The sequence below is a fragment of the Myroides odoratimimus genome, from assembly GCF_004337635.1.
Classification (GTDB): Bacteria; Bacteroidota; Bacteroidia; order Flavobacteriales; family Flavobacteriaceae; genus Flavobacterium; species Flavobacterium odoratimimum.
The window spans coordinates 3,829,177-3,855,858 of record NZ_CP037427.1 but is presented as its reverse complement, the minus strand read 5'-3'; the positions used below and the strand labels follow the sequence as shown (position 1 = coordinate 3,855,858).

Sequence of the window (26,682 nt, the reverse complement as noted above, 5' to 3'; positions counted from 1 at the left end):
GTGTTTTGTCTTTGGTGGTTGCCAATTATGTCAATTTTAGATTGACAATGTTCTGCATATTGCGGATGAAGCTTTCTAGCTCTTCCATTTTAGAAGTAGTTTCTTTTACTCCAGATTCTGTGAGCTTATAGTACTTACGTACTCGTCCATCTACACGCTCTAGTTCTACATCTAAGTATCCATCAGCTTCTAGCTTGTGAAGGGCAGGATAGAGAGCACCTTCTGTCAAGCTCATTTCTCCTTCGGTTACTTCTTTTACCTTTTGCGTGATTTCATACCCATACATTCTCCCATTCTGATCGAGTAGTTTCATGATGATGGCATTGAGACTTCCTTTATAAAGTTGTTGTTGCTTTTTCATACTTAAGATTCTTATGTATAGCAAAAGTATAAAAATATCTGATACCTCCAAATCTTAGGTATATACTTTTTGGATACTTTTTATGTTTCAATGTGTAAATATTTGTTTAGTGTAAGTAATTGTTCTGTTTGTTTGATAATTTTGAATAGTGTTAATAAAATAAAACTATGGAAGGGAATAAGAATATTATCATCGGACCTAAGGATTCTAAGAATAAAGATTATTATGATTTGCTTAAATTTCTGAAAGAAAAAGAAATACTTGTAAGTAAGTTTTTAATATTTCAGCGTAGTCCAGTTACTAATGAGAAGTTTAAGTATAAAGAGATACACTTCAGGAGAGAGTATATTAATCGGGTATCAGAGCATTTACATCAGTTAGATTTTGAAACTGTTTCTAAGATTCCTACAGAGCCTGATAATTGCGCATTTAGATTAGAAGTGCGATATACACCATCAGGTAGTGTATTCGGATTTCAGATTATAGAAGCGAGAACAGGTTTTGGAGGAGGATATTTTGGGATGACACCAGCGGTTGTCTTATTAGAAGAAGAGGGCAAAAGAGCTGTTGAATTATTAAAGCCAATTTTAAAGTAAATAAACTAAAGGTTAGTTATCAGCTAGCCTTTTTTATAGTTAGGTAACTTAGGTTACACTATATCTGTTGGGGAGATAATACCTTTACTCTTTTAAACAGCAATGGACTATGTTTGGTTTTATAAATAAGTTATTAGGGTTAGATAAGAGAGAGTTACTATTCGCTTATATTCAGGAAGGAGCTATGCTGGTAGATGTACGTACAGTGGGAGAGTTTAAAAGTGGTTCTGTACCAGGCGCTCTTAATATCCCATTAGATACATTAGAATCACAGTTGCATAAATTACCTAAAGAAAATAAGATTGTCGTATTCTGTAGAAGTGGAATGCGCAGTGGTCAGGCGAAGCGTATGCTAGAGCAGAAAGGATATACACAAGTGATCAATGGTGGAACGTGGACTAAAGTCGCTAATGTAAAAGGAAGATAAGCATGAAAGAGTTTTGGAATGAGCGATATAAAGAACAAGAATATGCTTATGGGATAGCGCCTAATGCCTATCTAGAAGAAGTACTCAAGCCTAGTCGTGACAAGGAGGTTATATTAATGGCAGCTGAGGGAGAGGGGAGAAATGCGGTATATGCAGCGCAAAAAGGATGGAGTGTAAAAGCCTTTGATCAAAGTATAGAAGCTAGGAATAAAGCACTTCAATTAGCTAAACAACACCATGTAGAGATTGACTATCTTGTCAGTGATATTGAATCGTTATTTTACGAATTAGCATCAGTGGATGCAGTAGCGTTGATTTATGCTCATTTTCCAGAGAGTGTAAGGAGGGCCTATCATAGACAGTTAGGAAGTTATGTCAAAGCAGGTGGAACATTGATACTAGAAGCTTTTGCTAAAGAGCATATCTATAAACAAAAAGAGAATCCCAATGTAGGAGGACCTAGTAACCCTACGATGCTGTATAGCGTAGAAGAATTAAAAGAGGATTTCTGCGATTTCGAATTTATCAATCTAGAAGAGGTAGATATAGAGCTATCAGAAGGTCTATATCACAGAGGAATAGCGAAAGTAATCAGAGGGATAGCGAAGAAGAAATAAGACATAAAAGGATATATAGAAGCCTTGAAGCACTAGCTTCAAGGCTTTTTTTGTTGCAATAGGATAGTGAATATAGATAAGGAGAAACAGAGATAAACGAAAAGTAAAAAGTGTTTTATCAATCTCTAATCAGCAAAATAGCAATAGTATGAATATTCAATGATGATGACGTGTAAGTCTTTTATCAAAGGAGAGTACGTGGAGTATACAAGGAGCATTGTTGGGCAAAGCTTGTCTTAGCCCCACCATTTTGGGGTTATTGTCCATGTATTGTCGAAGGATTTGCATTAAAGGCTCTATTTTACTAGGGTTATAGCATGATTGTATTTTAATGTATAGACTAGTTTTTTTAGTAACACGCTGTTATTAAGTGTGTTGTTGTTTTTTAGGAATAAAAAAAAGAGGTTGTTTTTTTTATTTTTGTGCTCAAAAAACGGATAATTACTGTTTTTAGAGAAAAAAAGTTGAGCAGAAGTTTAAAATAATAACTTTATCAATTGAATAATTATTGAAATAGTAAAAAAGTAACACTTTTTTTTTGTAGAAAAGAACATCAAATTGTTGTTAAAAAGACTTTATAATTGAATTAATTAGCCACCTTTGTATACTATTAAAAAGAATAAAATAAGATGAGAAGAATAAGTATTGTTGCAGTATTATTAGTTGGAATAGCATTTGTCTCTTGTAAGAAAGAGAAGAAAGTAGAGGCTATAGAACCTTTAGAAGAGGTAATAGAATTTCAGGAGCCTAAAGCTGATGCTGTAGGATCAGATATTGTATTAGGAGTAAGTAACTTTTTAAAGAATGAGTTTCTGACAGAAGCGGATTTGAAGGTGATGACAGATACAGATCGTCAGTTTAAGCTGTATGCTATTGATCTAAATGGAGATGGGAAGAAAGAAATCTTTGTAAGTCTTACAGGTACTTATTTCTGTGGATCAGGTGGGTGTACTACTTTGCTGCTTGGGTCTGATTATAAGTTAATCACGAAGTTTACAGTGATGCAAGGAGCTATTTTTGTAGAACCTACTGTAGAGAATGATTGGAAAGTCTTAACTGTAAAATCAGATGGAGAATGGAAATCACTAGTATATGCTAATGGTACATATCCTTCTAATCCTTCTATAGTAGAGAAAGCGAAGTATGATGCACCGAGTGGGCATGCTGAGGTAGTCTTCGATCAAGAGCAGAAGTTAGATGTATATGAGTTTTAGTCATTAAAATAATTTATAACCGCGGATGGATTAATTCTATTCGCGGTTTATTTTTTTATTGCTGTTAGGGATGTTGATAAATAGACCAATAGCAACTATGACATCCACTATATTCCAAATACTACGACCAAGAGCGACTTTTAAAAAAGGCTGAAACAGTAGCACTAGTACGATATAGATAAACATCTCCGTTTTTTCTTCTCTATAATAAGATTTGTACGCAAAGTAACTAAATCCTATACAGGCCACAAAGCGAACGAATTGATAGAACCCATAAGGCAACTTTAAAAGACACAGTAAGAGTAAAACTGCAATAGTGATTTTGATAGCTTTTTCCATGAGTATGACAGGTGTGAAATAGAGTATTAAGATACGAAATAACTAGATTAAATGCGATGTCGCTAATTACTATTTCTAGAGAATAGGTTATTCGTATTTATCTTTTATAACTATCGGCAAGTTTTGAAATAAATTATCTGCTTATATGAGTTTTTTGCCGATATCGGCAAGTTTTTAAAATAAATTATCTGTTTAGATGGTTTTTTTGCCGATAACGGCAAGTTGAAGAACGCTGTGTAAGTATTATTGAGGTGTTAAGATGTTTGATTTGCTATAGAATATAGCTAGTTATAGCTACTTACCTTTTTGTTAAAAGTCTTATCTTTCCTCTTTGAAAAAGAAAGTGATTATGACTGTAAAGCAAGTGAATATACAGATCAAACAATTGAATAGACTAAGTGCTGAGGTAGAGGGACTGACGATAGCGATAGTAGTATCTACAGCTGAAGTCACGGTAAGAGAGTTCCTTGGAGCTGTAGTGACACAGCAGGTAGAACAACATATACAGAAGTTCAAACAGCGCAATACCATAGAGCAGTTAACCATTACACAAGAAGCTTTAGATAACATTCTATTCACTAGTAAACTCCGTTTTACTTCTCCTGAGAAGTATAGAGATATCAATATAGCAGAAGAGGTACAGCGTGTGATACAAGCGTATGAGGATCAGTTATTCTTACTGTTTTATGGAGAGCGAGAGTTGCTGTCATTAGAAGAGGTCATTGTGTTGAATGATGCAGATGCCTTTGTATTTATTCCCCTTAATTTTTTAAAAGCTAGTTTTTAAACAGATCCCAATGAATAATAATATTGTAACTATACTAAGAGACTATCAAGTGGAGAACCGTACTTATGCAGAGATACATGGGGAGCTTTATGCGATGGTGTATAATGAAGAGTATGTAGGTGTAAAGTTAGAACCACATATCGCTATGTTAGGACTACATTTTACTGGCAATAGTAGTGATCCAGAAGATTCTATTTATAGTCCTAAGGTATTTACGCGTTATGATGAGACTTTTGTAGAGATGTTAGCAAGTAATTCTGTTGGGATGTGGAGAGAAGTGGAGTATTATGCTTTATTGGTGTACTTTTTTGGAGAGAAGTTAGCGCCTTGGGTACAGGAATTATTAGATCGAGTGGATGAATATATCTTAGGAGGACAATATGATATAAAAGAAGCGACGTGGCACAATGCAGAACATACATTCTTAAAACAGTGTAATGTTATTTCAGGACTGTTATATGGTATATCGTTCTATGATAATCATAACTATGATTCCTATAGCATAGAGTTGCCACTCCATAAGCAGGTAGAGTATAGTATGCACCTTTCGCTACCTAACTATCTCCCTTATGTATGGGCAGTAGCTTTAGATAGTGGAGAAGAGCAGTTAATCGAGGTAGTCGATACTATCTGTGATGGGGATAATGAGCATGGACGATGGACACCTTCTTTTTTATTGATGTTAATGGCTTCAAAGCAATCAAAGTATTGGGAGAAAGTAAAAGATATATTGGTAAACGCTGGTCGTGAAGAGGGAATTAGACAAGATATTACGAGGTTATTATCACATGTACAGGTAGCTAACTTAAAGTATTTTTTAGAAGTTATTCTCTCTCATAATTTAGTGCGTTATGAAGCAGTGCGTACAGAGTTAGCATACCACTTTAGAAGTCATGTAGAAGATGACAAACAAGATAATGTAAAGCGACTATGTGAGTTGATGCTCTATGCTATAAATCACTATGAGTATTTTGACGAGAAAGAATTATCTGCATTTAATGAAAAAGAGTTTTATGCACTGATGCACTGTTATCTATGGATACACAGAGAGATGGCGTTTGGCTTTGTTGAGAGTGCTTTTGAGGAAGTAGAGCGCAAGTATCAGCTTGTAATATTAGAGTTCTTACCAAACTTTAATGAATATACGGTTGAGTCTGTTCTATTTAACAAAGTATTAGAAAGTAGAGATCAAGAGTTTATCGCTATGCTGCTAAATCGAATAAACCAATATTTGGAAGGCAGTAGAACTTCAAGGTATTTTATCCAACAAGAAAACTATGAAGACATATACCAAGTGTTTTATGACTTATATGAACAGTATAAAAGTGGAAAGACACTAATCTTGAAGAGTAGTGTAATACCAGATTATTACAGAAGCTTTGAGTTGAATAGGGAAGAGTTATTGACTTCACTGTTGTATTTGACAGAGGAGTCATCAGAGAAGGCGAGACTGTTTATAGACAAGCGAAATACCTTTACTGTTGATTTTAAAGAAGAGTTATTAAACGTATTGTTGTTTGGAGGTAAAGAATATGGACTTCAGGGGTATGGATATAGTTTTACAGGAGAGGTACAACCTACCTATGAGGTGCAAAATGAGTTAGCTTTCGCTTATCTGAAAGAGCGCAAAGAAACAATAGCCTTTGGCTGTATGCGCTTCTTAGCAATCGCTACCTTATCAAGTAAAGACGAAGAAGAAATAGTAGCATACTTTAAAGGGAAGTTTAAAAAGACACAACAACACTTTATCCGTCTGTTGATCTCTAGACAAGATGATTTTAAGGATAGACTATTAGAACAATTAATATTAAGTGAGGATGTAAATCAGCGCTTAACAGCAATGGAAGGGTTAGTAGTACTAGCTCAGAGAGGTGACATACATCATCAGCTAAGTACTTGGTTAACACAGTTAGATGAGCTAGGTATTCAGTATGCGAAAGAGGAAGAAGAATACTTAGTACTCTTGCGTGACTTTGGGCGTCAAGGAAAAGAAGGACAAGACACAGATATGGCATTATACGATGCTACTGTGGTGAGTGCTGTCGTATTGCCTTCAGTGGAAGAGAATACTTTATTTAGTCAGCGCATTGCACATAATTGGGGACTTTCTAAGAAATGGGAAGAGGTAGTAAGAGAGTTAGATAGCCTAGAGCAACTGATGAAACAATATGCTACGTATGAATATGAACATTTTAATTATGGAAAAGCAGAGAAGGTACTCTTAGGAACACATTTCACGAAGATGCATAGTTATTCAGGTGATGATGAATGGACAGCAGAACAACACTTCCAAGATTACCCATTGTATGAAGTATGGAATCAGTGGTTTATGGATAGTAAGTTAGATGCATTAGACTTATTCTTACTGCGTTGCGCTACTTCAGAAACAGAGGTCCCTGAATTGATAAAACCATTATTAGATGGGAAGTTGCCTTATTTCTATAATGAACTCTCAGCTAAATATGATAACTACTGGTATGCGATGGGAACAGTCTTTTCTTGTTTAACCTATCAATATCCATTTAAAGAAAAAACGACCTATTGCTTAGATGGTTTAAAAACAATATACAACAGTATTACTCAAGAAGTATTAGATTTAGAGATACGCACTTCTGTTTATGGAGAAGAGTATAGCTATACATGGGTAGATTATACAGATTTATCTTGGTATGCTGAGTTTATACCTATAGAGGATTTAACAGAAGAACAGTGTTTAGCATATTTCAGACTATTGCGTTGGCGTCAATTGAATTGTAATAAAGTAGATGATAGCTATTATCTGTTACCTTTTGAATTGATGGCTATTGCCTATGATAAGAATGAAATTACGCGAGATGAGTTTATACAGTATCTTGTAGTTATAGATAATAGAAAGTCTTATTTCAGTTCAATGTTATCTCCTTTTACAAAGCGATTTATAAACGATAAAGTACAGCAAGTCTTGGTTGAGTTTAAAGCGTATTATTTACAACAGGTTATGGATAGGGATAACCCTACGACTAAGGTATTTGATATTGTCTTTGACTTTCAGGAGATAGAAGGAATGCAGTATTTCTTTGGATTATTGCATAAGATCAAGCACACAGGGATATCTAAAGAAAGTATTTACTATTATGCAGAGATGCAAATCACGATTAAGGAATTAGGACAAATCTATAGTAAACTTATTCGTAGAACAACACCTTTAAGTACGGATAGCCAAGAGATGTTTAATGCTCAAGTAGCAGAGATAAACTTCAGTGCAATACAATGGATCGAAGTGGCTGTAGCATGTCCGCAGTGGATAAAGTACATCACGACTTACTTAGACTGGCAAGGATTAGAGTCAGCGATATGGTGGCTGTTCGCTCATCTGCTGGATAACGAACAAGAAGAGGAGAGAAACAAGATACAAAAACAGATACAACGCTATTCTGCTATAGCGTTAGAGGAGTTTGAAGGAGGTGTAGTAGATATAGATTGGTTCTTTAGTTTTTATCACGTACTAGGAGAAGAGCGTTGGCAGATGCTTTATGATTCAACTAAGTTTATGGCAGTAGAGGGGCATACTCGTGTGAAGCTATATGCAGATGTGCTGTTAGGCAAAGTCTCTATGAAAGACTTGAAAACGAGGGTTATCTCTAAACGCGATAGAAACTATGTACGTGCATGTGGGTTATTCCCCTTATCTGAGACAGATAGAGAAGGAGATTTGATGGATCGATATGAGTTATTAGAACAGTTTAAGAAAGGTTCTAAGAAGTATGGAGCTATGCGCCAAGAGAATGACTTAAAGATATATAATGTAGCGATGCAGAACATCGCTAGAGCGGCAGGGTATACTGATGCAGTGCGTTTTCAATGGTCTATGGAGAGTGTACAAGTGCAGTCTATTCTAGAGAACTATAAGGAACTGGTATTGGATGAGTATACATTCTCTTTGACTGTATCTGATGAAGGAAAAGTAGAGTTGACAGTGAAGAGTAAAGGGGATAAGCCCTTAAAAGCGATACCTGCTAAACTAAAGAAAAATGAGCAAATCATAGATCTAGTAGAACGTCAGAAGGCACTGAAAGAACAGTATAGTCGCTCTCGTCTGAATTTAGAGCAGGCAATGCTTAGACAAGATGCGTTCTCTTATGCAGAGATGCAGAAGTTGTTACTGCATCCGATTATTAAGCACCATTTGGCTAAGTTGGTTTTTAAATGTGGTGAGGTTTACGGTTTGTTTGTAGAGGGAGTATTTACCACTATAGATGGCGTGGTAATGGATGTACAAGGAGAGGAAGAGTTCGTGATAGTACACTGTTATGGTTTATATCAAAGTGGACAATGGGTCAATATACAAGCTTATTTGTTTGACAAACAGATAGAACAACCCTTTAAACAAGTGTTTAGAGAGTTGTATTTACACAACGAAGCAGAGGAAACAAATATCGGTAGCTCTAATCGCTATACGGGATATCAGGTCAAAGACAAACAGACTTTAGGACTGTTTAAGACAAGAAACTGGCAGTATGAATACTATGCGAATTACAGCAAACTGTATTTTGAGGAGGATATTCGAGTTGAGGTTTATATTGACTATTTAGGAGGTAGTAATGCAGAGTATGGTGACTATGTTAGCTTAGAGCATGTCTTGTTCACTAAAGCTTCTTCAGATGACGTGATTGCCCTAACAGAGGTTAATCCTATTGTCTTCAGTGAGGTGATGAGAGACCTTGACTTGGTGGTAAGTGTCGCTTATGTAGGAGGAGTAGATCCAGAGACAAGTCTGTCTACGGTACAGATGCGTATGGCTGTTGTGAGAGAAACAGCACGATTATTGAAGTTAACAAATATCGAGTACAAAGAACGCCACCTTGTGATCACAGGGACTAAGGGAATCTATAGCTTACATGTCGGTAGTGGTGTGATTCACTTGATATCTGGTACGCATCTCTATATCGAGCCTGTACATACACAGGATAGAGGGAAGTTGTTCCTACCCTTTGTAGATGATGACCCTAAGACCACAGAGATTGTGTCTAAGGCTTTAATTTTAGCTAGGGATGGGAGTATTAGAGATACGGGTATCTTAAGGCAGATAGAGTAGAAAATCTTTATATATATGATATAGTTCTTTAGTGGAGAGTAAGTATATTTGACAATAGAAAAAAGAAGGTAATGACAATAGGACAGATATTAAAATTAGTAGAAAAATCGACATTAAGGAAAACAGAAAGGCTATCTCTAAGAGAAGTAGAGGAAGAGAGTAAAGGACATTGGGTAGCTTATGTAGATGACGAAGAAAGTAGCTATGATGTACAAATCGTAATAGATGGCCGTACTGTAGTCAGTAGAAGTTGTGAATGTGAGATTGACAATATAGTCATGTGTTCACACCAGACTAAGCTACTGATGGCAATAAATGATGCCTTAAAAGGGAAGAAAATTGCTACGAAACCCGTTGTGAAAAAAGCTTTGAGTAAAAAGAAAATAAGCGAAAGTGTAGCATTACTTCAAGATGTTAATCAAGAGGAGGTGTATACATGGCTGACTGAATTGTTTAAGAAAAATAAGGAGGTAGAGCAGGAGTTTATATTAACTTTTAAAAAACAAGATAGTGCCGAATATAGTGTTGATATCGTTGATAAAATATTGAAAGATATTTATACTTCTGTTTTTGGAAAAAGAAAGAATGCAGATGCTAAAGATATTAAGAGGCTGGTAGATTTGGTTTCACTTGCATTAGAGCCAGTGGATAAATATATCGTTGTTAATATTACAAAACCTATTGCTTTAGAACTTTATTTAAAGATAATGTCTTCTCTATTTACGTTAAAGTATAGTGTGAATTATACTAGCAAACGAGTTGATACCTATATGAATAAGTTTGTTGAAAGATACGTATTAGCATTATTAAATGTCAAAGATCAAGATGTTGTCAAGAATACGATAGTAAACTTATTGAAACAACTGTATGAGCCTAAGAATAGTTTACACTACAGTCTAGTTTCAGCTTTAGTTATAGAACTATACGAAAGTAAAGATGAGAGATATACTTCTCTTTTTGGGGATGAGGTAGTGAAAATAATGAAGCATTATCAAGATAATAATTATGTTGTTGAGATAGAGATGTATTTGTTCTTTTTGATAATAGCTGTTGAACAACAAGTTTTAAAAGATTGTTATAAATTGTTTAAACCAGTTAGGTTTCAGAATGAATACAATTTGCTATTATTAAAAGGGTTAATGGATATAGATCTTAAACTAGTAGAGGAGTATTGTTTAAAAATAATAGAGAGTAATATTCAGACAGAGTATAACGAACCTTATCTAGAGATACTAGAAGAGATTTATGAGAATAATGGGGATAAAAGAGGTTTAGCAAATATAAAAAAGCAACTTTTCTTTGAGACCTATGACCTTGAAGATTATAGTTATGTAATTAAGTATTTAGAGGATCCTGAAGAGGTTAAGAGGTTTAGAACTAAAGTTTTAAGTGTTTTAAAAAATAACTTTCATCATGCAAAATCAGCCTCTATGTTGTATTTTGCTATTCTGGAAACAGAGCATAATTATAAGAAAATGCTAGAAGTACTAAGTAGAGATGTTCCTCAAGATGTAATGTGGGCTTATGGTGAACAGATGTGTAAGTTTAATGCTGCATCGTACTTAGACAAGGTTATGAGTATTGGACAAACTCCTGTTTATCCTAGATATACTGATGAAAGATTGGCTAAGTATATTGTAGAGAAATTCTCAGTGAAAGATATCGTACAGAAATTAATGAAGTATAGGTATACAGATGGAAGTTTGAATAAAAAAATCAAGACACTTGTCGAGAAAAAACAAAAGTAGATAGTAATGAATCAAACAATTTTAGATAGAATACAGGCACTTGGAGGAGATATTAGTCAAGTAAAAGGGAAGTCATTAGCAGAAGATTTGATGTCTATCACTTTTGATATGGTATTATATCCGAAGCCAGAAGATACACCTTGGGCAGATGAAGAGGATCAAGAGCCTATCTATGGTTTAGGAGAGTATATAGATGAACATCAAGAGTTGATTCAGTCAGATAGACAGGCATTTATGGATAAGATGATAGCTCATTACTATGTACATACAGAAGAAGGGAGAGGGCAGGTGTTTTGGACAGCAACTCCTTTTACACCCTATAAGGAAGGAACTGATGATTATGAAGAGTGGAATACAGATTTTATGGATGAGGATTTTGTTAATCTAAGCGAGATAGAGAGAGTAGTAGGTACAAAATATCCAAGCATGATACAGCTATTCTATAGTTATGGTTTTCCTGATCATTATTACATTTGTATAGATGATCCTAATCAAGAGAATCCTACATTATTTGGTACTGATCACGAGGTTTTCTTTAGTGAAGTGACTAATGAAGGAAGTTTAGAAGCATTCATGAATACGTTTATGACTCCACAGGAATTGATTAGTATAGTAGATAAAGCATTAAACAAACAATAGATATGATATTAACAGCACAAGATTTTAAAATATCAGAATATGATGAAGAAACATTAGAGATGGATTATACTTTAGGAGAAGAAGTAATTAATCTTTCTATTTATAATGGCGATGATGAGTTAGAAGAGATTCTAAAAGATGTCAATAAGGTAGTAGTTCAGTTAGAGAAATACAATGCTGAAGGAAAAGATATTATTGTAGATGAGCTGTATGATGTGTATAGTGAAAAGAACGAAGGATTGTCTGAAGAGCAGTTTAGAGATGAGTTAGGACTGTTGTCGTTATATTTTACTGGAGATGGTGAAGTAGAGTTTAATTATGAAGGCGGAGCATATTTCGGAGATCATATTTTATCTATTGAGATGGTTGATGGAGAGTTTGAATCTCATGTAGCGATGAATGGATAAGTAAGTATTAAATTAGATATATAAGGCTTGAGAATTAATTCTCAAGCCTTTTTTATATCGTAGTGTCCCACTTTATACAACCATAAGTGAGTATATAAGTTCAACTGAGGTCATTATAATCACAATTAAAATAAGATGAATAGAAGTATACTAGATTTGCTGATGAGTAGAAAAGGAGTATATACTCAAAACGATCTTTGAAATAGTGTTATAGTGGAGATAAATATGTTACTTTGTGTTCTGACAATAAAAGTATTATGAAAGTAGCAGAAGTAATCAAATCAATAACTACAAAAGATAAAAATAGAGCAATGCAATTGCCTGTTCGTGAGCTAGAACAAGAGAGTAAGGGGCACTATGTAGCTTTTGTAGATGATGGAGAACAGAGCTATGATGTACAGTTGTTTATTCAGGCTGCTAAGATTACTGCGCTTACTTGTGATTGTCCGAATGGAGAAACACTTTGCCTCCATAAAGTAGCGGTATTGCTAGCTATGGAAGATAGTAAGGGAGGAACGAAAAAGAAATCCACTACTACAGGAGTGAAGACTAAAAAGAAAAAGCTAACTGAGACAGAAGAAGTAATGCTTCGTGTAGATAAGGAAGCTATCACAGGATGGCTGTCAGAAGTCTTTAAAAAGAATAAACCTTTAGAACAGCTCTTTTTACTTACTTTTTCGACTGATGAAACACAATACACCACAGATCAGGTAAGAGAGATTATGGAACAGACGATAAAGTCGGTTGCGGGACGTCGAAAAACATTAGAAGGGGCGAATGTGAAGAAGCTGATGGACTTGATGAATATTGCTTTAGAGCCTGTGAATCACTATGTGACTGTCAGTATTAATAAACCAATCACATTGGATATCTTTTCGACTGTGATCGAAACCATGACAGACTTTCAGAATCGCATTAGAACGTATAGTAAGAAGATTGATTTGTTCTATGATGAGTATATACATTGGTTGGCATTGACCATTAATAATGTACAAGTTAAATCAGTGTGGGAAGAGGTGATTAAGAATATTGTTTATAAGACCTTCGAACAGTTTGTAAACAAGAAAATAGAAGGTAAGACCTATTATAATTTCTTAGTAAAAGAGGTCTATCACTCTGCTAACAAAGAACAACAAAAGTATATTGCAGATGAGCTAGTAGTACACATACTTTCTATGTCTGTCAAACGTCAATTGATGGACTTTGAATATGTACTTTTCTTAAAAGAAGTAGCACTAGACCAAGATGTATATGATAAAGTACAACAGTTCTTTTCAATAGATATTTATAAGAATTAGCACCTGCTCTAACAACTAGATAAAAACTACTCAATTTGTGAGTATATATCAGACAAAGTTGTTACCTTGGGAGGATCAAACCAACAATACCATGTTTAATACAGAAACTTATAAGAGAAGAAGAGAAGTTCTTCAACAAAATATTCAAGCAAAGGGAATCTTATTGTTTTTAGGAAATATAGAGAATCCAATCAACTTTGCTGACAATGCTTCACATTTCAGACAGGATAGTACGTTTTTGTACTACTTTGGTATCCAACAACCACACTTAGCTGCTATCATTGATTTAGATGAGCATAAGACAATCGTATTTGGAGATGAGATGTCTATGGATGCTATTGTATGGATGGGACGTCAAGAGACTTTAAAAGAAAAATGTGAGAAAGCAGGTGTAGTAGAGACAAGACCTTATGCAGAATTAGCTATTTATTTAGCGACTGCTATGAGCGTGAAAAGAAATATTCACTACCTACCTCCTTATCAATCATTCAACAAGATTTTATTAAGTGAGTTACTACATATTTCTATAGTGGACTTTAAACCATCTGTGCCGATGATTCAAGCTATCGTAGCACAACGAGAAATCAAAGAAGCACAAGAAATAGTACAGATAGAAGAAGCACTAAAAGTATCTAATCAGATGCACTTACTAGCGATGCGCATGGCTAAGCCTGGTGTGAAGGAGTATGAAATCGTGAGTGCTATTCAGAATGTGGCAGGGAGTCATAACTGTGAGTTAGCTTATAACTCTATTGTGACAATCAACGGAGGGATCTTACACAATCATTATAAAATGAATACGTTACAATCAGGTAAGTTATTGTTAAATGACTCTGGTTGCGAGACGCCAATGGGGTACGCATCTGACTTGACGCGTACATATCCTGTAGATAAGACTTTTACACCAGAACAACGCGATCTTTATAATGTAGTTCTTAATTCTTTTGAAGGAGCTAAGGCAGAGCTTAAAGCTGGAGTGAAGTATAAAAATGTACACCTAAAAGCCTGTGAGATATTAGCAGAAGGATTAATCGACTTAGGCTTTATGAAAGGAAATGCACAAGATGCTGTAGCTAATCATGCACATACGATGTTCTTCCAATGTGGATTAGGACATATGATGGGACTTGATGTACACGATATGGAAGATTTAGGAGAACAGTATGTAGGATATACAACAGAAGACCCTAAAGATACGAAGCAGTTTGGTATTAAATCATTGCGTTTAGGAAAAGAGCTAAAAGCAGGACATGTGCTAACTGTAGAGCCAGGTATTTACTTTATTCCAGAGTTAATCGAGATGTGGGAGGCTGAGAAGAAATATGCAGAGTTTATAAACTATGACAAGGTAAAACAGTTTGCTCACTTTGGAGGTATCCGTATTGAGGACAACTTCTTGATTAAAGATAATGGTTATCAGTATTTAGGACCAGAGTTAATCAGAACTGTTGCGGAGATAGAAGATTATAAATCTAATTACTAAGAAGCTATTTTTATATTTAATATGAAGCCGATAAGTACTAATGAACTTATCGGCTTTTTATATAGAAGTATAAATGTTTAATAAGTGTACACATGGGGATGTTAGATAAAACAAATGGTAGTATAGTTTTAGAAGAATTTAATTGTAGATTGTATAAGGGAATGCAGTTAGAAGAATTAAAACAAACGGATTATTACAAGGCTAAATATGATAGCTTTAGAGATGTTAATACAGGATATTTCTGGTATGGTTTTAATCATTGTGATTGGGAAGGGTATCAAGTTCGGATTAGTATTTGCTTCTTTGGAGATAGCTTAGAGAGTATGTATATATACACTAGCGATGATAGAGATGCTAAGACTTGGGATGATTGGTCAGAAAAGAAGGAAATGGAAGTCTTCGAACGCAATAATTCTTTTATGCGTAAACTGTCAGGGGAGAAAGGAAAGAAAAAGAACTCACCTTATCCTCAGTGGAGTATCGCTTTTGAGTGGGGGACTTTATGGTCTGTATATGATCCTAGAAGTGCAAGTAGTATATCAGGAGTGTCTTATAAAAAGTAGATTTTGTTTTTTATAATTAATTGAAATAACGATTGGTGATATAATAAATACAAGTAGTAGTTCAAAATAATTATATATTAATAATGTCTGATTTGTGTAATAATTTCAATGGTTATTGCGTTAATACTATGCATACATAGTATTTTAAACCAACCTAATCCTAACACCATGCATTACTACCAATTACACGATCAACTCAAAAAGCTTTTTAATACAGAAGATGACTATATAAAAAGTGAAGAACTAGGTATTGAATTCTTTAAATACGATTTTGAATCTACACAAGCAGCTAATGTACTATGTGGTTCAGATAAATTGTATTGTGATGAACATCACGAGAGTTTTGAAGATACTTTTTGTAAGCTGATTACAGATACAGATCACCTATTAGATATTTCTGATTATAGTGTAGAGGAGAATAAGAAGTTTAAGATTATTGTTTTAAAGACATTAGAGCAAGAGGTTTCAGAAGAGACTATAGTCATGTTTCACGGCTTAAATGAGAAGAAGTGGGATAAGTATCTACCTTGGGCATATGAGTTAGCAAAACGTACTAAAAAAGCCCTAGTCTTGTTTCCTATAAGCTTTCACATGGATAGAGCACCTCTTGAATGGTCTGATCGAAAACTGATGTTTGAGGTGGCTCAGAAGAGAGCGATGCATTGGCAAGAGAATTCAGATACGAGCTATGTCAATGCAGCATTGAGTACACGTATGGAGGCTAATCCACAACGTATGTTTTGGTCGGGATTACAGACATATTACGATTTTATACAATGGGAGACTCAACTAAGAGAAGGTAAGTTCCCGAGTCTTTCTAAAACAGCTTCTATTGATTTGTTTGGATATTCTATAGGCTCGTTTTTATCTATTATTATTCTGATGGCGAATCCTAATGGCATATTGAATAATGCTAAGTTAGTTTGCTTCTGTGGAGGAATGACTATTGATCGTATGTTCCCAGTATCGAAGTATATTATGGATGGAAAAGCAACTATTATGATGCAAAAAGTCTTTGCTCAATTACTGACAACTAAGTTTATAGCAGAACCTCGTCTAAATCACTATCAATCCAAAGAATTACACCCAGGGGAGAGTTGGTTTAAAACAATGCTTCGTTACAATCATCACCAAGAAGAAAGAGAAGAACGCTTAAAAGAATTAGAGAATCAAATCTACTCTGTCAACCTTAAAAATGATGAGGTAGCTCCTGCTGTAGAAGCTTTAAATATGCTAAAAGGACCGTATAGAGATGTGCCTATTGGAGTGGATATTTTAGACTATCCTTTCTCCTATAGTCATATGGTTCCTTTCCCTTTAACAATCAAGAATGCAGAAGAAGTGGATACTCATTTTAATCTAACAATGGCTAAAATGGCTAATTTTTATCTGTAGTTATTAATAGGTTAAAAGGCTTGCTCTCATTGAGTTTGAAAGCTGTTTTAAATAGGCGATATTTGAAAAGTATAAGAAATAAATAAAAATAATTAACCAAGTGTATTAAAATTATATATACATTTGACTTATCAAATAAACAAAAAAGACATGTATCCAAGTCAATTACATCATCATCATCATTCTACTTGTACTCTTACGAGCTGGTAATGATATGGTGTATTTGAAACCAAAATATCTAATTATCCCGTTTGAGTAAATCAGACGGGATTTTTTGTTTTTAAGCGTATTGCTATTTGATACTTCCTATCGGTTTACTCGAACATTTTAATCAAAAAATAATATGAGTAAATTAAAAATTGCAATCCAAAAAAGTGGACGTCTTAGTGAGAAATCCCTAGAATTATTAAAAGAATGTGGCATTAAGTTTCCCAATGGTGGTGGTAAACTAATTGCCGAAAGTAAGAACTTCCCTATCGAAGTACTGTTCTTGCGTGATGATGATGTAACGAAATATGTAGAACAACAAGTAGCTGATATCGGTATTGTAGGAGAGAATGTGTACTTAGAGGCTAATCTACCTGTTAAGGTATTAGAATACCTAGGCTTTGGTAGTTGTAGATTGAGTTTAGCTGTATCTAAAGAAGTTGACTATACTGGTATTACTTACTTTGAAGGCAAAAAGATTGCAACTTCTTATCCCTTTATCCTAGAAAAATACTTAAAACAACAAGGCGTGAATGCTTCTATAGAGTTTATCTCTGGAAGTGTAGAGATAGCGCCTAGCATTGGTCTTGCTAATGGGGTATGCGATATCGTGAGTAGTGGATCTACGCTAATGTCTAATGGACTTAAAGAAGTAGACAAGGTGCTAGACAGCCAAGCAGTCTTAATTAGCAACCAAGCTTTAGGAAAGGATAAACAAGTCTTATTAGACAAACTCTTGTTTAGAATTAAGTCTGTTTTAAATGCTAAGGAACGCAAGTATATTTTATTAAATGCTCCTAATGATAAGTTAGAACAGATCATCTCTATACTACCAGGTATGAAGAGTCCTACTGTTTTACCCTTAGCAGATGAAGGTTGGAGTAGCCTACACTCTGTTATCCAAGAAGACCAATTCTGGGATATCATCGACGAGTTAAAAGCCTTAGGAGCAGAGGGAATTCTAGTAGCTCCGATAGAAAAAATGATTTACTAAAATAAGAAGCTATGATAACAGTATATAAACCTGCAAGAGAAGAATGGATAGGGTTAACAAAACGCCCTATTATCACGACAGAAAGTCTAAATGAGAGTATCAGTACAGTACTTAAACAAGTCAAAGAAAGAGGAGATCAGGCTGTTCAGAATTATGCTTCATTATTTGATGGGGTACAGCTAACGGACTTTAGAGTAAGTAGACAGGAGATAGAAGAAGCTGCTACTTTAGTCAATCAGGATATTAAAGATGCTATAGCTATAGCTGCATCGAATATCAGAACATTTCACCAGTCTCAATTATCTACAGAAGATAAAGTAGAGACTACAGAAGGAGTGTCTTGCTGGAGAAAGAGTGTAGGAATAGAGAAAGTAGGGCTTTATATACCAGGTGGTACAGCTCCGTTATTTTCCACCTTGTTAATGCTAACTATTCCTGCTCAATTAGCAGGTTGTAAGGAGTTGGTATTGTGTACACCGTGTAATAAACAAGGCAAAGTCAATGAGGTAGTTCTTTATGCCGCTCAATACTTAGGTATAGAGACTATCTTTAAGATTGGTGGAGCACAAGCTATTGCTGCCATGGCGTATGGTACAGAGACAGTGCCTCAAGTCTATAAGATATTTGGCCCTGGTAATCAATATGTAACTAAGGCTAAAGAGTTAGTACAGGCACAAGGCATAGCTATCGATATGCCAGCAGGACCAAGTGAGGTCTTAGTCGTTGCAGATCAAGAGGCTGATGCAGATTATATAGCAGCAGATCTATTATCACAGGCGGAGCACGGAACAGATAGTCAAGTAGTCTTTGTGACTACAACGAAGCAGAAGATAAGTGAAGTAGCTGAGGCATTGGAGAAACAACTAGAGGAACTACCTCGTAAAGACTTAGCAAAACAGACACTGAACAATAGCTTGATGATAGAATTATCGACTATAGAAGAATGTATTGCTTTTAGCAATGCTTATGCGCCTGAACACTTAATCTTAAATATAGAGAATGCTGAGAAGTATATAGACTTAGTGATCAATGCAGGTTCTGTATTCTTAGGAGCTTATTCTTGTGAGAGCGCTGGTGATTATGCAAGTGGTACGAATCACACTCTACCTACGAATGGCTATGCGAAGAGCTATAGTGGCGTATCGGTAGACAGCTTTGTAAAGAAGGTTACTTTTCAAAAGCTAACAAAACAAGGGTTAAAAAACATAGGTAAAACAATCGAAGTAATGGCAGAGGCAGAAGAGTTAATTGCCCACAAAAATGCTGTTAGTATTCGCCTTAAAAAACTAAGCAATGAGTAATAATAAAATAAATATAAACGAATTAGTTCGTCCGAATATCAAGGCTTTATCCCCTTATACAAGTGCTAAAGATGAGTATAAAGGAGAACAAGGGATATTCTTAGATGCAAATGAGAACCCATTCGGAACAGTTAACCGATATCCTGATCCATATCAACTAACGTTAAAACAAGTCATCAGTAAAGTAAAAGGAGGGAAACCAAATCAGCTGTTTTTAGGGAATGGAAGTGATGAAGCTATTGATCTAGTGTATCGTATCTTTTGTCAGCCTAATAAGGATAAGGCTATCGTATTTACGCCTACTTATGCGATGTATGAAGTGTATGCAGATGTTAATGCGGTAGAGTTAATACCTCTTCCTCTTAATGATGCATTTGATTTAGAACTAGCAGTAGTAGATCCTTATTTAGAAGACCCTACTGTGAAGCTGATGTTTATCTGTTCGCCTAATAATCCTACGGGTAATCTATTAGATAGAAACAGTATCACAGCATTATTAACGAGATTTAAAGGGATAGTCATTATAGACGAAGCTTATATAGACTTTAGCAATGAGCCTTCTTGGTTAGAGGAGTTAGCGAAGTATAACAATCTAATCGTTCTACAGACTCTTTCTAAGGGATGGGGAATGGCAGGACTTCGCATCGGTATGGCATGGATGAGTGAGGAGTTAATCTCTTATTTTAACAAGGTGAAATCTCCTTATAATCTAAGTAGTGTAACACAAGAAGAAGCTATAAAGCAACTACAAGATACATCGGGATTTCAACAAAGGATAAAGCTACTTATCGAGGAAAGAGAGAAACTCATCCAAGAGTTGAAGCTACTTTCTATTGTGAAGAGAGTATGTCCCTCACAGACTAATTATCTATTAGTTGAATTTGGTAATGCGGATAAGGTATATGAAGCCTTGATTAATAAGCAAATTATCGTGAGAAATAGAAGTAAGGTCGTAGAGAATACTTTGCGTATTTCGATAGGTACACCAGAGGAAAATAACCAATTAATAACTGCATTAAAAACAATAGATCGTGAGTAAGAAAGTATTATTTATAGATAGAGATGGAACTATTATTAAAGAACCTGAAGACTTTCAGATTGATAGTTTTGAGAAGTTAGTATTCTTACCTAAAGCTATTTCTAGCTTGTCTAAGATAGCTAGAGAGTTAGATTACACTTTAGTTTTAGTTAGTAATCAAGATGGACTAGGAACTGCTTCATTTCCAGAAGATACCTTTTGGCCTGTACAGAACTTTATATTGGATACACTAGCAGGAGAGGGAGTGACATTTACAGATATTTATGTAGATGATTCTTTTGACTATGAAAATAAACCTACGCGTAAACCTGGATTAGGAATGTTAGGTAAGTATGTCCATGGAGATTATGATTTAGCGAACTCTTATGTCTTAGGCGATAGGTTGACAGATATACAGTTAGCAGAGAACTTAGGAAGTAAAGTTATTTATATCAATGAAGTTGCAGATGAGCGTGCCACATTGAGCACAATGGATTGGGAGGAGATCTATCAGTTCTTAAAGCAACAACCCCGTATAGGTAAAGAATACAGAAAGACGAATGAGACTACGATTGATATAGAAGTGAATCTAGACAGCGCTAAAGACTGTGTTATCGAGACAGGTTTAGGATTCTTTGATCATATGTTAGAACAAGTCAATAGACATGGTAATATAGGTCTAAAGATAAAAGTCAAAGGTGACTTACAAGTAGATGAACACCACACGATAGAAGATACAGCTATTGCATTAGGAACAGCGTTTAAACGAGCATTAGGCAATAAGAAAGGCATAGAGAGATATGGCTTCTTACTGCCAATGGATGAGTGTTTAGCTCAGGTAGCTATAGACTTCGGAGGGAGAGCATGGCTGATGTGGGACGCAGAGTTTAAGAGAGAGAAAGTAGGAGATATGCCGACAGAGATGTTCTATCACTTCTTTAAATCTTTTGCTGATGCAGCGAGTTGCAACCTGAATATTAAGGGCGAAGGTGACAATGAGCACCACAAGATAGAGTCGATCTTTAAAGCTTTTGCTAAAGCAATAAAGATGGCAGTAAGTAAAACGGAGAACTATAATATACCAAGTACTAAAGGCATACTATGATCGCAATCTTAAAATACAATGCAGGTAATGTACAGTCTGTACAGAATGCTATAGAACGACTAGGGTATCAGACCATAGTCACAGATGATGTAGCGATACTTACCTCTGCGGATAAAGTGATTTTTCCAGGAGTAGGAGAAGCTTCTTCTGCGATGAGGTATTTAGTAGATAAAGGATTGGATAAGGTTATTATAGGGTTAAAACAGCCTGTACTAGGGATATGTTTAGGGATGCAGCTACTGTGTCATTCTAGTGAAGAAGGGAATGTAGCAGGATTAGGTGTCTTTGACAATGAAGTAAAGCTTTTTCCTGCAACAGATATTGTTCCTCATATGGGGTGGAATAATTGTGATATGATAGAAGAAGAGACCTTGTTTAAAGGAATTGAAGAGTTAGATGATTTCTACTTTGTACACAGTTATTACGCTACTTTATCTAAGGATACTATTGCAGTTAATAATTATATCGTACCCTTTTCGGCTGCTTTAGCTAAAGGTAACTTTTATGCAGTACAGTTTCACCCAGAGAAGTCAGGTAAAGTAGGGGAACTATTATTAAAGAATTTTTTAGAATTATGAGAATCATACCAGCTATAGATATCATAGGAGGACAGTGTGTTCGACTATCAAAAGGAGATTATAATACCTCTAAAGTGTATAATACAAGTCCAGTAGAAGTAGCGAAGCAGTTTGAAGATGCAGGAATTAAGTATCTACACGTAGTGGATTTAGACGGTGCTAAGTCAAGTCAAATAATGAATGCCAAGGTATTAGAAGAGATAGCTACTCAGACTAATCTACAGATAGATTTCGGTGGAGGTATTAAGAATGACTCGGATATCATCACGGCCTTTAACAGTGGAGCTAAGCAAGTGACTGTAGGTAGTATAGCAGCGACTAAGCCAGAGTTATTCTTAACATGGTTAGAGCGATATGGAAGTGAGCAGATTATATTAGGAGCAGACTGTAAACAGCGCAAGATTATGACCCAAGGGTGGTTAGACTCTGCTGATACAGATGTGCTAGAGTTTATCCAGTCGTATGAACAGAGAGGTGTATCCTATACCATAGTCACTGATATAGAAAAAGATGGAATGCTAAACGGACCTGCTATTGAGTTGTATAAAGAGATTATAACGAATACTGAGGTAAAACTGATTGCTAGTGGAGGGTTAACTACGGTAGCAGAATTATACAAGCTAAAAGAGATAGGTTGTGAAGGAGTGATCATCGGCAAAGCGATCTATGAAGGAAGGATAACATTAAAAGAGTTGAGTGAATTATGCTAAAAAAGAGAGTAATAGCGTGTATGGATATTCAGCATGGTGAGGTAGTCAAAGGGGTTAACTTCGTAGATATACAGCGAGCTGGTGATCCTATAGAGCTAGCAAAACGCTATGTAGAAGAAGGGGCAGACGAATTAGTCTTTCTGGATATCACAGCTACGATTGAAAATAGGAAGACATTAATTGGTTTGGTTAATGAGATTGCAAGTCAGATTAATATCCCTTTTACCGTAGGTGGTGGGATTAGTACTAGAGAGCAAGCAATAGATCTAGTGAGAGCAGGCGCAGATAAAGTAAGTGTCAATTCAGCTGCTATCAAGAGACCTGAACTAATACAGGAGATTGCTCGGGCATTGGGGAGTCAATGTGCAGTGGTAGCCATAGATACAAAGTACGAAGAAGGAGAATGGTGGGTATACAGTGCAGGTGGACGTATCAAGACCGAGCTAAAGACTATAGATTGGGCTAAGCAAGTAGCTAGTTTAGGAGCGGGGGAGATACTACTGACCTCAATGAATAATGACGGTACGAAAGCGGGCTTTGCACTCGATATTACAGCTGAGGTAGCTAAAACGGTAAATATACCCGTGATAGCATCTGGTGGTGCTGGGAGTATAGATCACTTTGCACAAGTGTTTATTCAGACGCAAGCGACAGGTGCGTTAGCGGCTAGTATATTTCACTATGGAGAAGTAAGTATACCAGAGCTAAAGCAAATATTAAAAACAAATAATATAAGTGTAAGATGAAACTAGATATAGATTTTAATAAAGGCAACGGGTTAGTACCTGTGATTATTCAAGATAAGGATTCTATGCAGATATTGATGCAAGGCTATATGAATGAAGAAGCCTACCAACAGACGATTACTGAAGGTAAAGTAACGTTCTATAGTCGTACTAAAAATAGGCTCTGGACCAAAGGAGAAACTTCTGGTAATTATTTACTCGTAAAAGAGATTTTGACAGACTGTGATAGAGACTGTCTGTTGATACAAGTAGAAGCTATAGGAGCTACATGCCATACAGGAAGTACTTCGTGCTTTGGAGAGATTGGTGATAAAGGTTTTGTTTACACCTTAGAGAATATTATCAGTGAGCGTATTGATAACAATGTAGAATCATCTTATACCAATCAACTATTTAAGAGAGGAATCAATAAAGTTGCTCAAAAAGTAGGAGAAGAAGCAGTGGAATTAGTTATCGAAGCTAAAGATGATAATGATACTCTCTTTAAGAATGAAGCAGCAGACTTATTATATCACTACCTTATTTTATTAAAAGTGAAAGGTTTCGTCCTAAGTGATATAGAATCAGTTTTGAAAGAAAGACATCTTAAGTAACTATTACTATATACTGTGAAATATAGTATTGCTGTAAAATTCTGATATTTCTGTTTAGAAAAAAATATTTTCTAAATATGCGAATTTTGATAAGGTATATATATGTCAAAATAATACAGACTTGCTCATAAATAGCAAGTCTGTTTTTGTTTAATTTATATTGACTAGCTGTCTCCTTCTAGATGATAACTTAGTAAGAGGTCAATAAGTTCGTGTTTAGTCTGTTATTTTGTTTGAATTAACGGAGTCAGTACGGACTCATCCCAACTTTAAGTGCTATATTAGTAATAGAAAAGTAACTGAAGTATGCTACCAATCTTTTAATGCAAATACTTGTGAACGCGAGTTTACATTTAACTTCAGATATATATTACTGATATGATATTTAGTAGTACTTATCGTTATACTAAGTTCATGTGCTATCTCTTTATTAGTCAGTCCATCCCAGATGAGGTAGAGTACATCTACTTCTCTCTCAGTTAGTTTATAATTGTTCTTTAAATGATAAGACAAGTCTTCTTGATGATCTTTAAGTGTAATAGTATCAGGCTGTTTTAGAGTTTGTGCATTTTTCTCATGAACTAGTAGTTTATGATAATTCTTTAGCATTAATACATATTGAAACATAAAAACACGGTTGTGTATATTGTGTTTTTGGTTTTTTCTAACTAGTACATAGTTATTGATAATACTCAATACGATAATCGCTGATACATATAGCTTTAAGTTTGGCATAGCGTGATTCTGAATAGTGATAGGATCATCTATTTCTAGATTGATAAAGCTCAGTCCTAACAGAATACACAATGATATTAAAAAAGCTACATAAAGATAGTATTGCTTTATGTGTTTTAAATTCCTTTTAGTTAATTGTACAAAAATAAAGAATACAAGTACAGTGATATCTAGTAATAGAGAGTGTCTCCCTCCGTATAAGTAGCTAGAGAAGTATAATACAATAGCTATGATAGAGGTCAGTGAATATAATTTTAATTCATTCTTATACATAAATCTCTTCGTTCCAAATGGGTAGTATGTAGATAGTAACATACCTGTAAAAATGATAGAGGAAGAAAGAATAGTTGCTTTTAAAAAAGATTCAACTGCTTGTGAATGAATGTGAAATAGATTTAGAATATCTCCTGTTATAAAACAAAGTGTAATAAGTAACTGTATAGATAAATAACTAATCCATTTACGTTCTTTAAAGATTTGGTAGATAATAAAACTAGCTATTAGGCCTAAGAAAGCCATACCGTAGAATATACCTGATACAAAATAGTTGATAGGTAGATCTATATAGGTTGTCATTTCATGGTGTAGTTGTACACCGCTGAAGTTATTAATGCTTATAGTGCTTTGAAAGATAGATAGCTGACCCAATCCAATATTCTGAAGCATTTTTGGAGCTATATCAAATAGGGTATATGAGGTGTAGGTGAGTACTATATCCTTTATATTAATGAATAAAGTAAGTAGCCAAGTTATAAGGACATAACTCAGTATTACCGATATAGGAACCAATCCTATATGGGTATATTGTTGTTTTTTTTTCGAATCCATTTTAATTTTTTAACAATAAATAATCAATACCATAGAATAGAGTACGAGGGGATAGCTGCTGTCTTAGCCCAAAACAGTAGACATCTGTACTTTTCTATAATAGCAATTTTTGACTTTGATAGTGAGAAAGTCTATATAGTTAGTGTACTGTTAGTATTAGTTAAGGGTAGAGTGGTGAATAATACTAGCGTAAAACAGACTATATGTGATATACTAAGTGTTTTTTAGTACTTAAAAGACATATTGATCTCTAAATCTTCTTTTCTGTAATTGTTAAATATTTTAGAAGTATAACTTCTAATAGGTGGTGTGATGTATTTGATTTTGAATATATCTAAGAGAATTGATTTTGGTGTAACCTCTTTGTTATTAGGTTGTTGTTGTAGTTTTTTCATATTTTTTGTTGTTTTGCTTTAATTAAGCAATATAGAGTGAAAAGCTGTAATATGTACTATAAAAAAGTATAGTTCTTTGTTAAATAATTACCCTGTTTATCTATTTAAGACATTTGTGAATTAGTGTGTTATGCGAATAGAGGAAGGTTTTATAAGATTAATGACATTTATTAACAGTTAGACTAAGGCTGTTGTTAAAAGTGAGCTTAAGTTATGATATCTTAAATATAGACTAGGCTAGGAAAGTATTAATTTTTTAGTGTCTTTTAGTGATCTGTTTCCTTTTAGTTTTATAACATATTATTCTGTAAAATATATTAAAGTAATAATCAACTTCTAACTACTGAAGGTACGTTGATTGTACTATTTATCTAGATTATTATAAAAATCATATACCGTTTTGTCAATTCCTTTTTATGACTTTTTAGGTTTTAATCTTCTTTTATAAATGGAGTAACCTAGACTATTTTGACACTATTTTGCATTTTGTAAAATTGTATTGTACCATTTAAATTATTGATGTT

At 34.8% G+C, this 26,682-nt stretch carries 25 protein-coding genes; 21 read left to right on the top strand and 4 right to left on the bottom strand.

The genetic code is table 11. The features are described 5' to 3' along the window. Positions 1–25: 25 nt before the first annotated feature. Positions 26–361, bottom strand: coding sequence for a PadR family transcriptional regulator (locus E0Z07_RS17555; protein WP_006258534.1), 336 nt, complete (start codon positions 359–361; stop codon positions 26–28). Positions 362–528: 167 nt separating this feature from the next. Here E0Z07_RS17555 and E0Z07_RS17550 point away from each other — a divergent pair, with 167 nt between their 5' ends. From E0Z07_RS17550 to E0Z07_RS17535, 4 genes are all read left to right on the top strand, one after another. Next, positions 529–957 (top strand): hypothetical protein, encoded by a 429-nt coding sequence (locus tag E0Z07_RS17550; RefSeq protein WP_006261745.1) that lies wholly within the window; start codon positions 529–531, stop codon positions 955–957. 109 nt (positions 958–1,066) lie between these two features. Further along, positions 1,067–1,384: a rhodanese-like domain-containing protein gene (locus tag E0Z07_RS17545; protein WP_131541065.1), complete on the top strand. Its 318-nt coding sequence runs from the start codon at positions 1,067–1,069 to the stop codon at positions 1,382–1,384. A gap of 2 nt (positions 1,385–1,386) precedes the next feature. Further along, entirely contained in the window at positions 1,387–2,001 is a 615-nt protein-coding gene (locus tag E0Z07_RS17540; RefSeq protein WP_006261743.1) for a class I SAM-dependent methyltransferase, read from the top strand. Between the two features lie 629 nt (positions 2,002–2,630). Continuing rightward, positions 2,631–3,215 carry a hypothetical protein gene (locus tag E0Z07_RS17535; protein ID WP_006261742.1) on the top strand — a complete coding sequence of 195 codons (585 nt, stop codon included), beginning with the start codon at positions 2,631–2,633 and terminating at the stop codon, positions 3,213–3,215. A 36-nt stretch (positions 3,216–3,251) separates the two neighbouring features. Here E0Z07_RS17535 and E0Z07_RS17530 read toward each other — a convergent pair whose 3' ends face one another. Then, complete coding sequence (locus tag E0Z07_RS17530; RefSeq protein WP_006261741.1) at positions 3,252–3,554, bottom strand: DUF6804 family protein; 303 nt, start codon at positions 3,552–3,554, stop codon at positions 3,252–3,254. Positions 3,555–3,903: 349 nt separating this feature from the next. Between E0Z07_RS17530 and E0Z07_RS17525 the strand changes: the two genes are divergently transcribed. The 17 genes from E0Z07_RS17525 to hisIE all read left to right on the top strand — a co-directional run bounded on the left by E0Z07_RS17525 (position 3,904) and on the right by hisIE (position 24,200). Then, a complete protein-coding gene (locus E0Z07_RS17525; protein WP_006261740.1) occupies positions 3,904–4,341 on the top strand; it encodes a hypothetical protein in 438 nt (145 codons plus the stop codon). Between the two features lie 10 nt (positions 4,342–4,351). Next, positions 4,352–9,415: a DUF4132 domain-containing protein gene (locus E0Z07_RS17520; RefSeq protein ID WP_006261739.1), complete on the top strand. Its 5,064-nt coding sequence runs from the start codon at positions 4,352–4,354 to the stop codon at positions 9,413–9,415. A gap of 71 nt (positions 9,416–9,486) precedes the next feature. Continuing rightward, a complete protein-coding gene (locus E0Z07_RS17515; protein WP_006261738.1) occupies positions 9,487–11,163 on the top strand; it encodes a hypothetical protein in 1,677 nt (558 codons plus the stop codon). A 6-nt stretch (positions 11,164–11,169) separates the two neighbouring features. Further along, entirely contained in the window at positions 11,170–11,802 is a 633-nt protein-coding gene (locus tag E0Z07_RS17510) for a hypothetical protein (RefSeq protein ID WP_006261737.1), read from the top strand. A gap of 2 nt (positions 11,803–11,804) precedes the next feature. Then, positions 11,805–12,209, top strand: coding sequence for a DUF2262 domain-containing protein (locus tag E0Z07_RS17505; RefSeq protein WP_006258525.1), 405 nt, complete (start codon positions 11,805–11,807; stop codon positions 12,207–12,209). Positions 12,210–12,466: 257 nt separating this feature from the next. After that, the gene (locus E0Z07_RS17500; protein WP_006258524.1) at positions 12,467–13,507 is read left to right on the top strand and encodes a hypothetical protein; all 1,041 of its coding nucleotides are present in this window, start codon (positions 12,467–12,469) and stop codon (positions 13,505–13,507) included. Between the two features lie 37 nt (positions 13,508–13,544). Further along, entirely contained in the window at positions 13,545–14,990 is a 1,446-nt protein-coding gene (locus tag E0Z07_RS17495) for an aminopeptidase P family protein (RefSeq protein ID WP_006258523.1), read from the top strand. 92 nt (positions 14,991–15,082) lie between these two features. Continuing rightward, a complete protein-coding gene (locus tag E0Z07_RS17490; RefSeq protein WP_006258522.1) occupies positions 15,083–15,553 on the top strand; it encodes a hypothetical protein in 471 nt (156 codons plus the stop codon). 108 nt (positions 15,554–15,661) lie between these two features. After that, positions 15,662–16,948 carry a DUF6051 family protein gene (locus E0Z07_RS17485; protein WP_006258521.1) on the top strand — a complete coding sequence of 429 codons (1,287 nt, stop codon included), beginning with the start codon at positions 15,662–15,664 and terminating at the stop codon, positions 16,946–16,948. 343 nt (positions 16,949–17,291) lie between these two features. Next, positions 17,292–18,149 (top strand): ATP phosphoribosyltransferase, encoded by an 858-nt coding sequence (gene hisG, locus E0Z07_RS17480; RefSeq protein WP_131541064.1) that lies wholly within the window; start codon positions 17,292–17,294, stop codon positions 18,147–18,149. A gap of 11 nt (positions 18,150–18,160) precedes the next feature. Then, a complete protein-coding gene (gene hisD, locus E0Z07_RS17475) occupies positions 18,161–19,450 on the top strand; it encodes a histidinol dehydrogenase (RefSeq protein WP_131541063.1) in 1,290 nt (429 codons plus the stop codon). Further along, entirely contained in the window at positions 19,443–20,489 is a 1,047-nt protein-coding gene (gene hisC / locus E0Z07_RS17470; RefSeq protein WP_131541062.1) for a histidinol-phosphate transaminase, read from the top strand. Before hisD ends, hisC begins: the two co-directional genes overlap by 8 nt. Continuing rightward, complete coding sequence (hisB, locus tag E0Z07_RS17465; RefSeq protein ID WP_131541061.1) at positions 20,482–21,573, top strand: bifunctional histidinol-phosphatase/imidazoleglycerol-phosphate dehydratase HisB; 1,092 nt, start codon at positions 20,482–20,484, stop codon at positions 21,571–21,573. The genes hisC and hisB overlap by 8 nt, the downstream gene beginning before the upstream one ends. Next, positions 21,570–22,151, top strand: coding sequence for an imidazole glycerol phosphate synthase subunit HisH (gene hisH, locus E0Z07_RS17460; protein WP_131541060.1), 582 nt, complete (start codon positions 21,570–21,572; stop codon positions 22,149–22,151). The genes hisB and hisH overlap by 4 nt, the downstream gene beginning before the upstream one ends. Beyond that, entirely contained in the window at positions 22,148–22,861 is a 714-nt protein-coding gene (hisA, locus tag E0Z07_RS17455; protein ID WP_041893132.1) for a 1-(5-phosphoribosyl)-5-[(5-phosphoribosylamino)methylideneamino]imidazole-4-carboxamide isomerase, read from the top strand. The genes hisH and hisA overlap by 4 nt, the downstream gene beginning before the upstream one ends. Beyond that, a complete protein-coding gene (gene hisF, locus E0Z07_RS17450) occupies positions 22,855–23,607 on the top strand; it encodes an imidazole glycerol phosphate synthase subunit HisF (RefSeq protein ID WP_131541059.1) in 753 nt (250 codons plus the stop codon). The genes hisA and hisF overlap by 7 nt, the downstream gene beginning before the upstream one ends. Further along, a complete protein-coding gene (gene hisIE / locus E0Z07_RS17445; RefSeq protein ID WP_131541058.1) occupies positions 23,604–24,200 on the top strand; it encodes a bifunctional phosphoribosyl-AMP cyclohydrolase/phosphoribosyl-ATP diphosphatase HisIE in 597 nt (198 codons plus the stop codon). The genes hisF and hisIE overlap by 4 nt, the downstream gene beginning before the upstream one ends. 309 nt (positions 24,201–24,509) lie before the next feature. Here the strand turns inward: hisIE and E0Z07_RS17440 are convergent, their stop codons facing one another. Together E0Z07_RS17440 and E0Z07_RS18110 are read right to left on the bottom strand one after the other, a co-directional pair. Continuing rightward, a complete protein-coding gene (locus tag E0Z07_RS17440; RefSeq protein ID WP_131541057.1) occupies positions 24,510–25,763 on the bottom strand; it encodes a helix-turn-helix domain-containing protein in 1,254 nt (417 codons plus the stop codon). Positions 25,764–25,987: 224 nt separating this feature from the next. Then, a complete protein-coding gene (locus E0Z07_RS18110; protein ID WP_165868452.1) occupies positions 25,988–26,158 on the bottom strand; it encodes a hypothetical protein in 171 nt (56 codons plus the stop codon). Between the last annotated feature and the right edge of the window lie 524 nt (positions 26,159–26,682).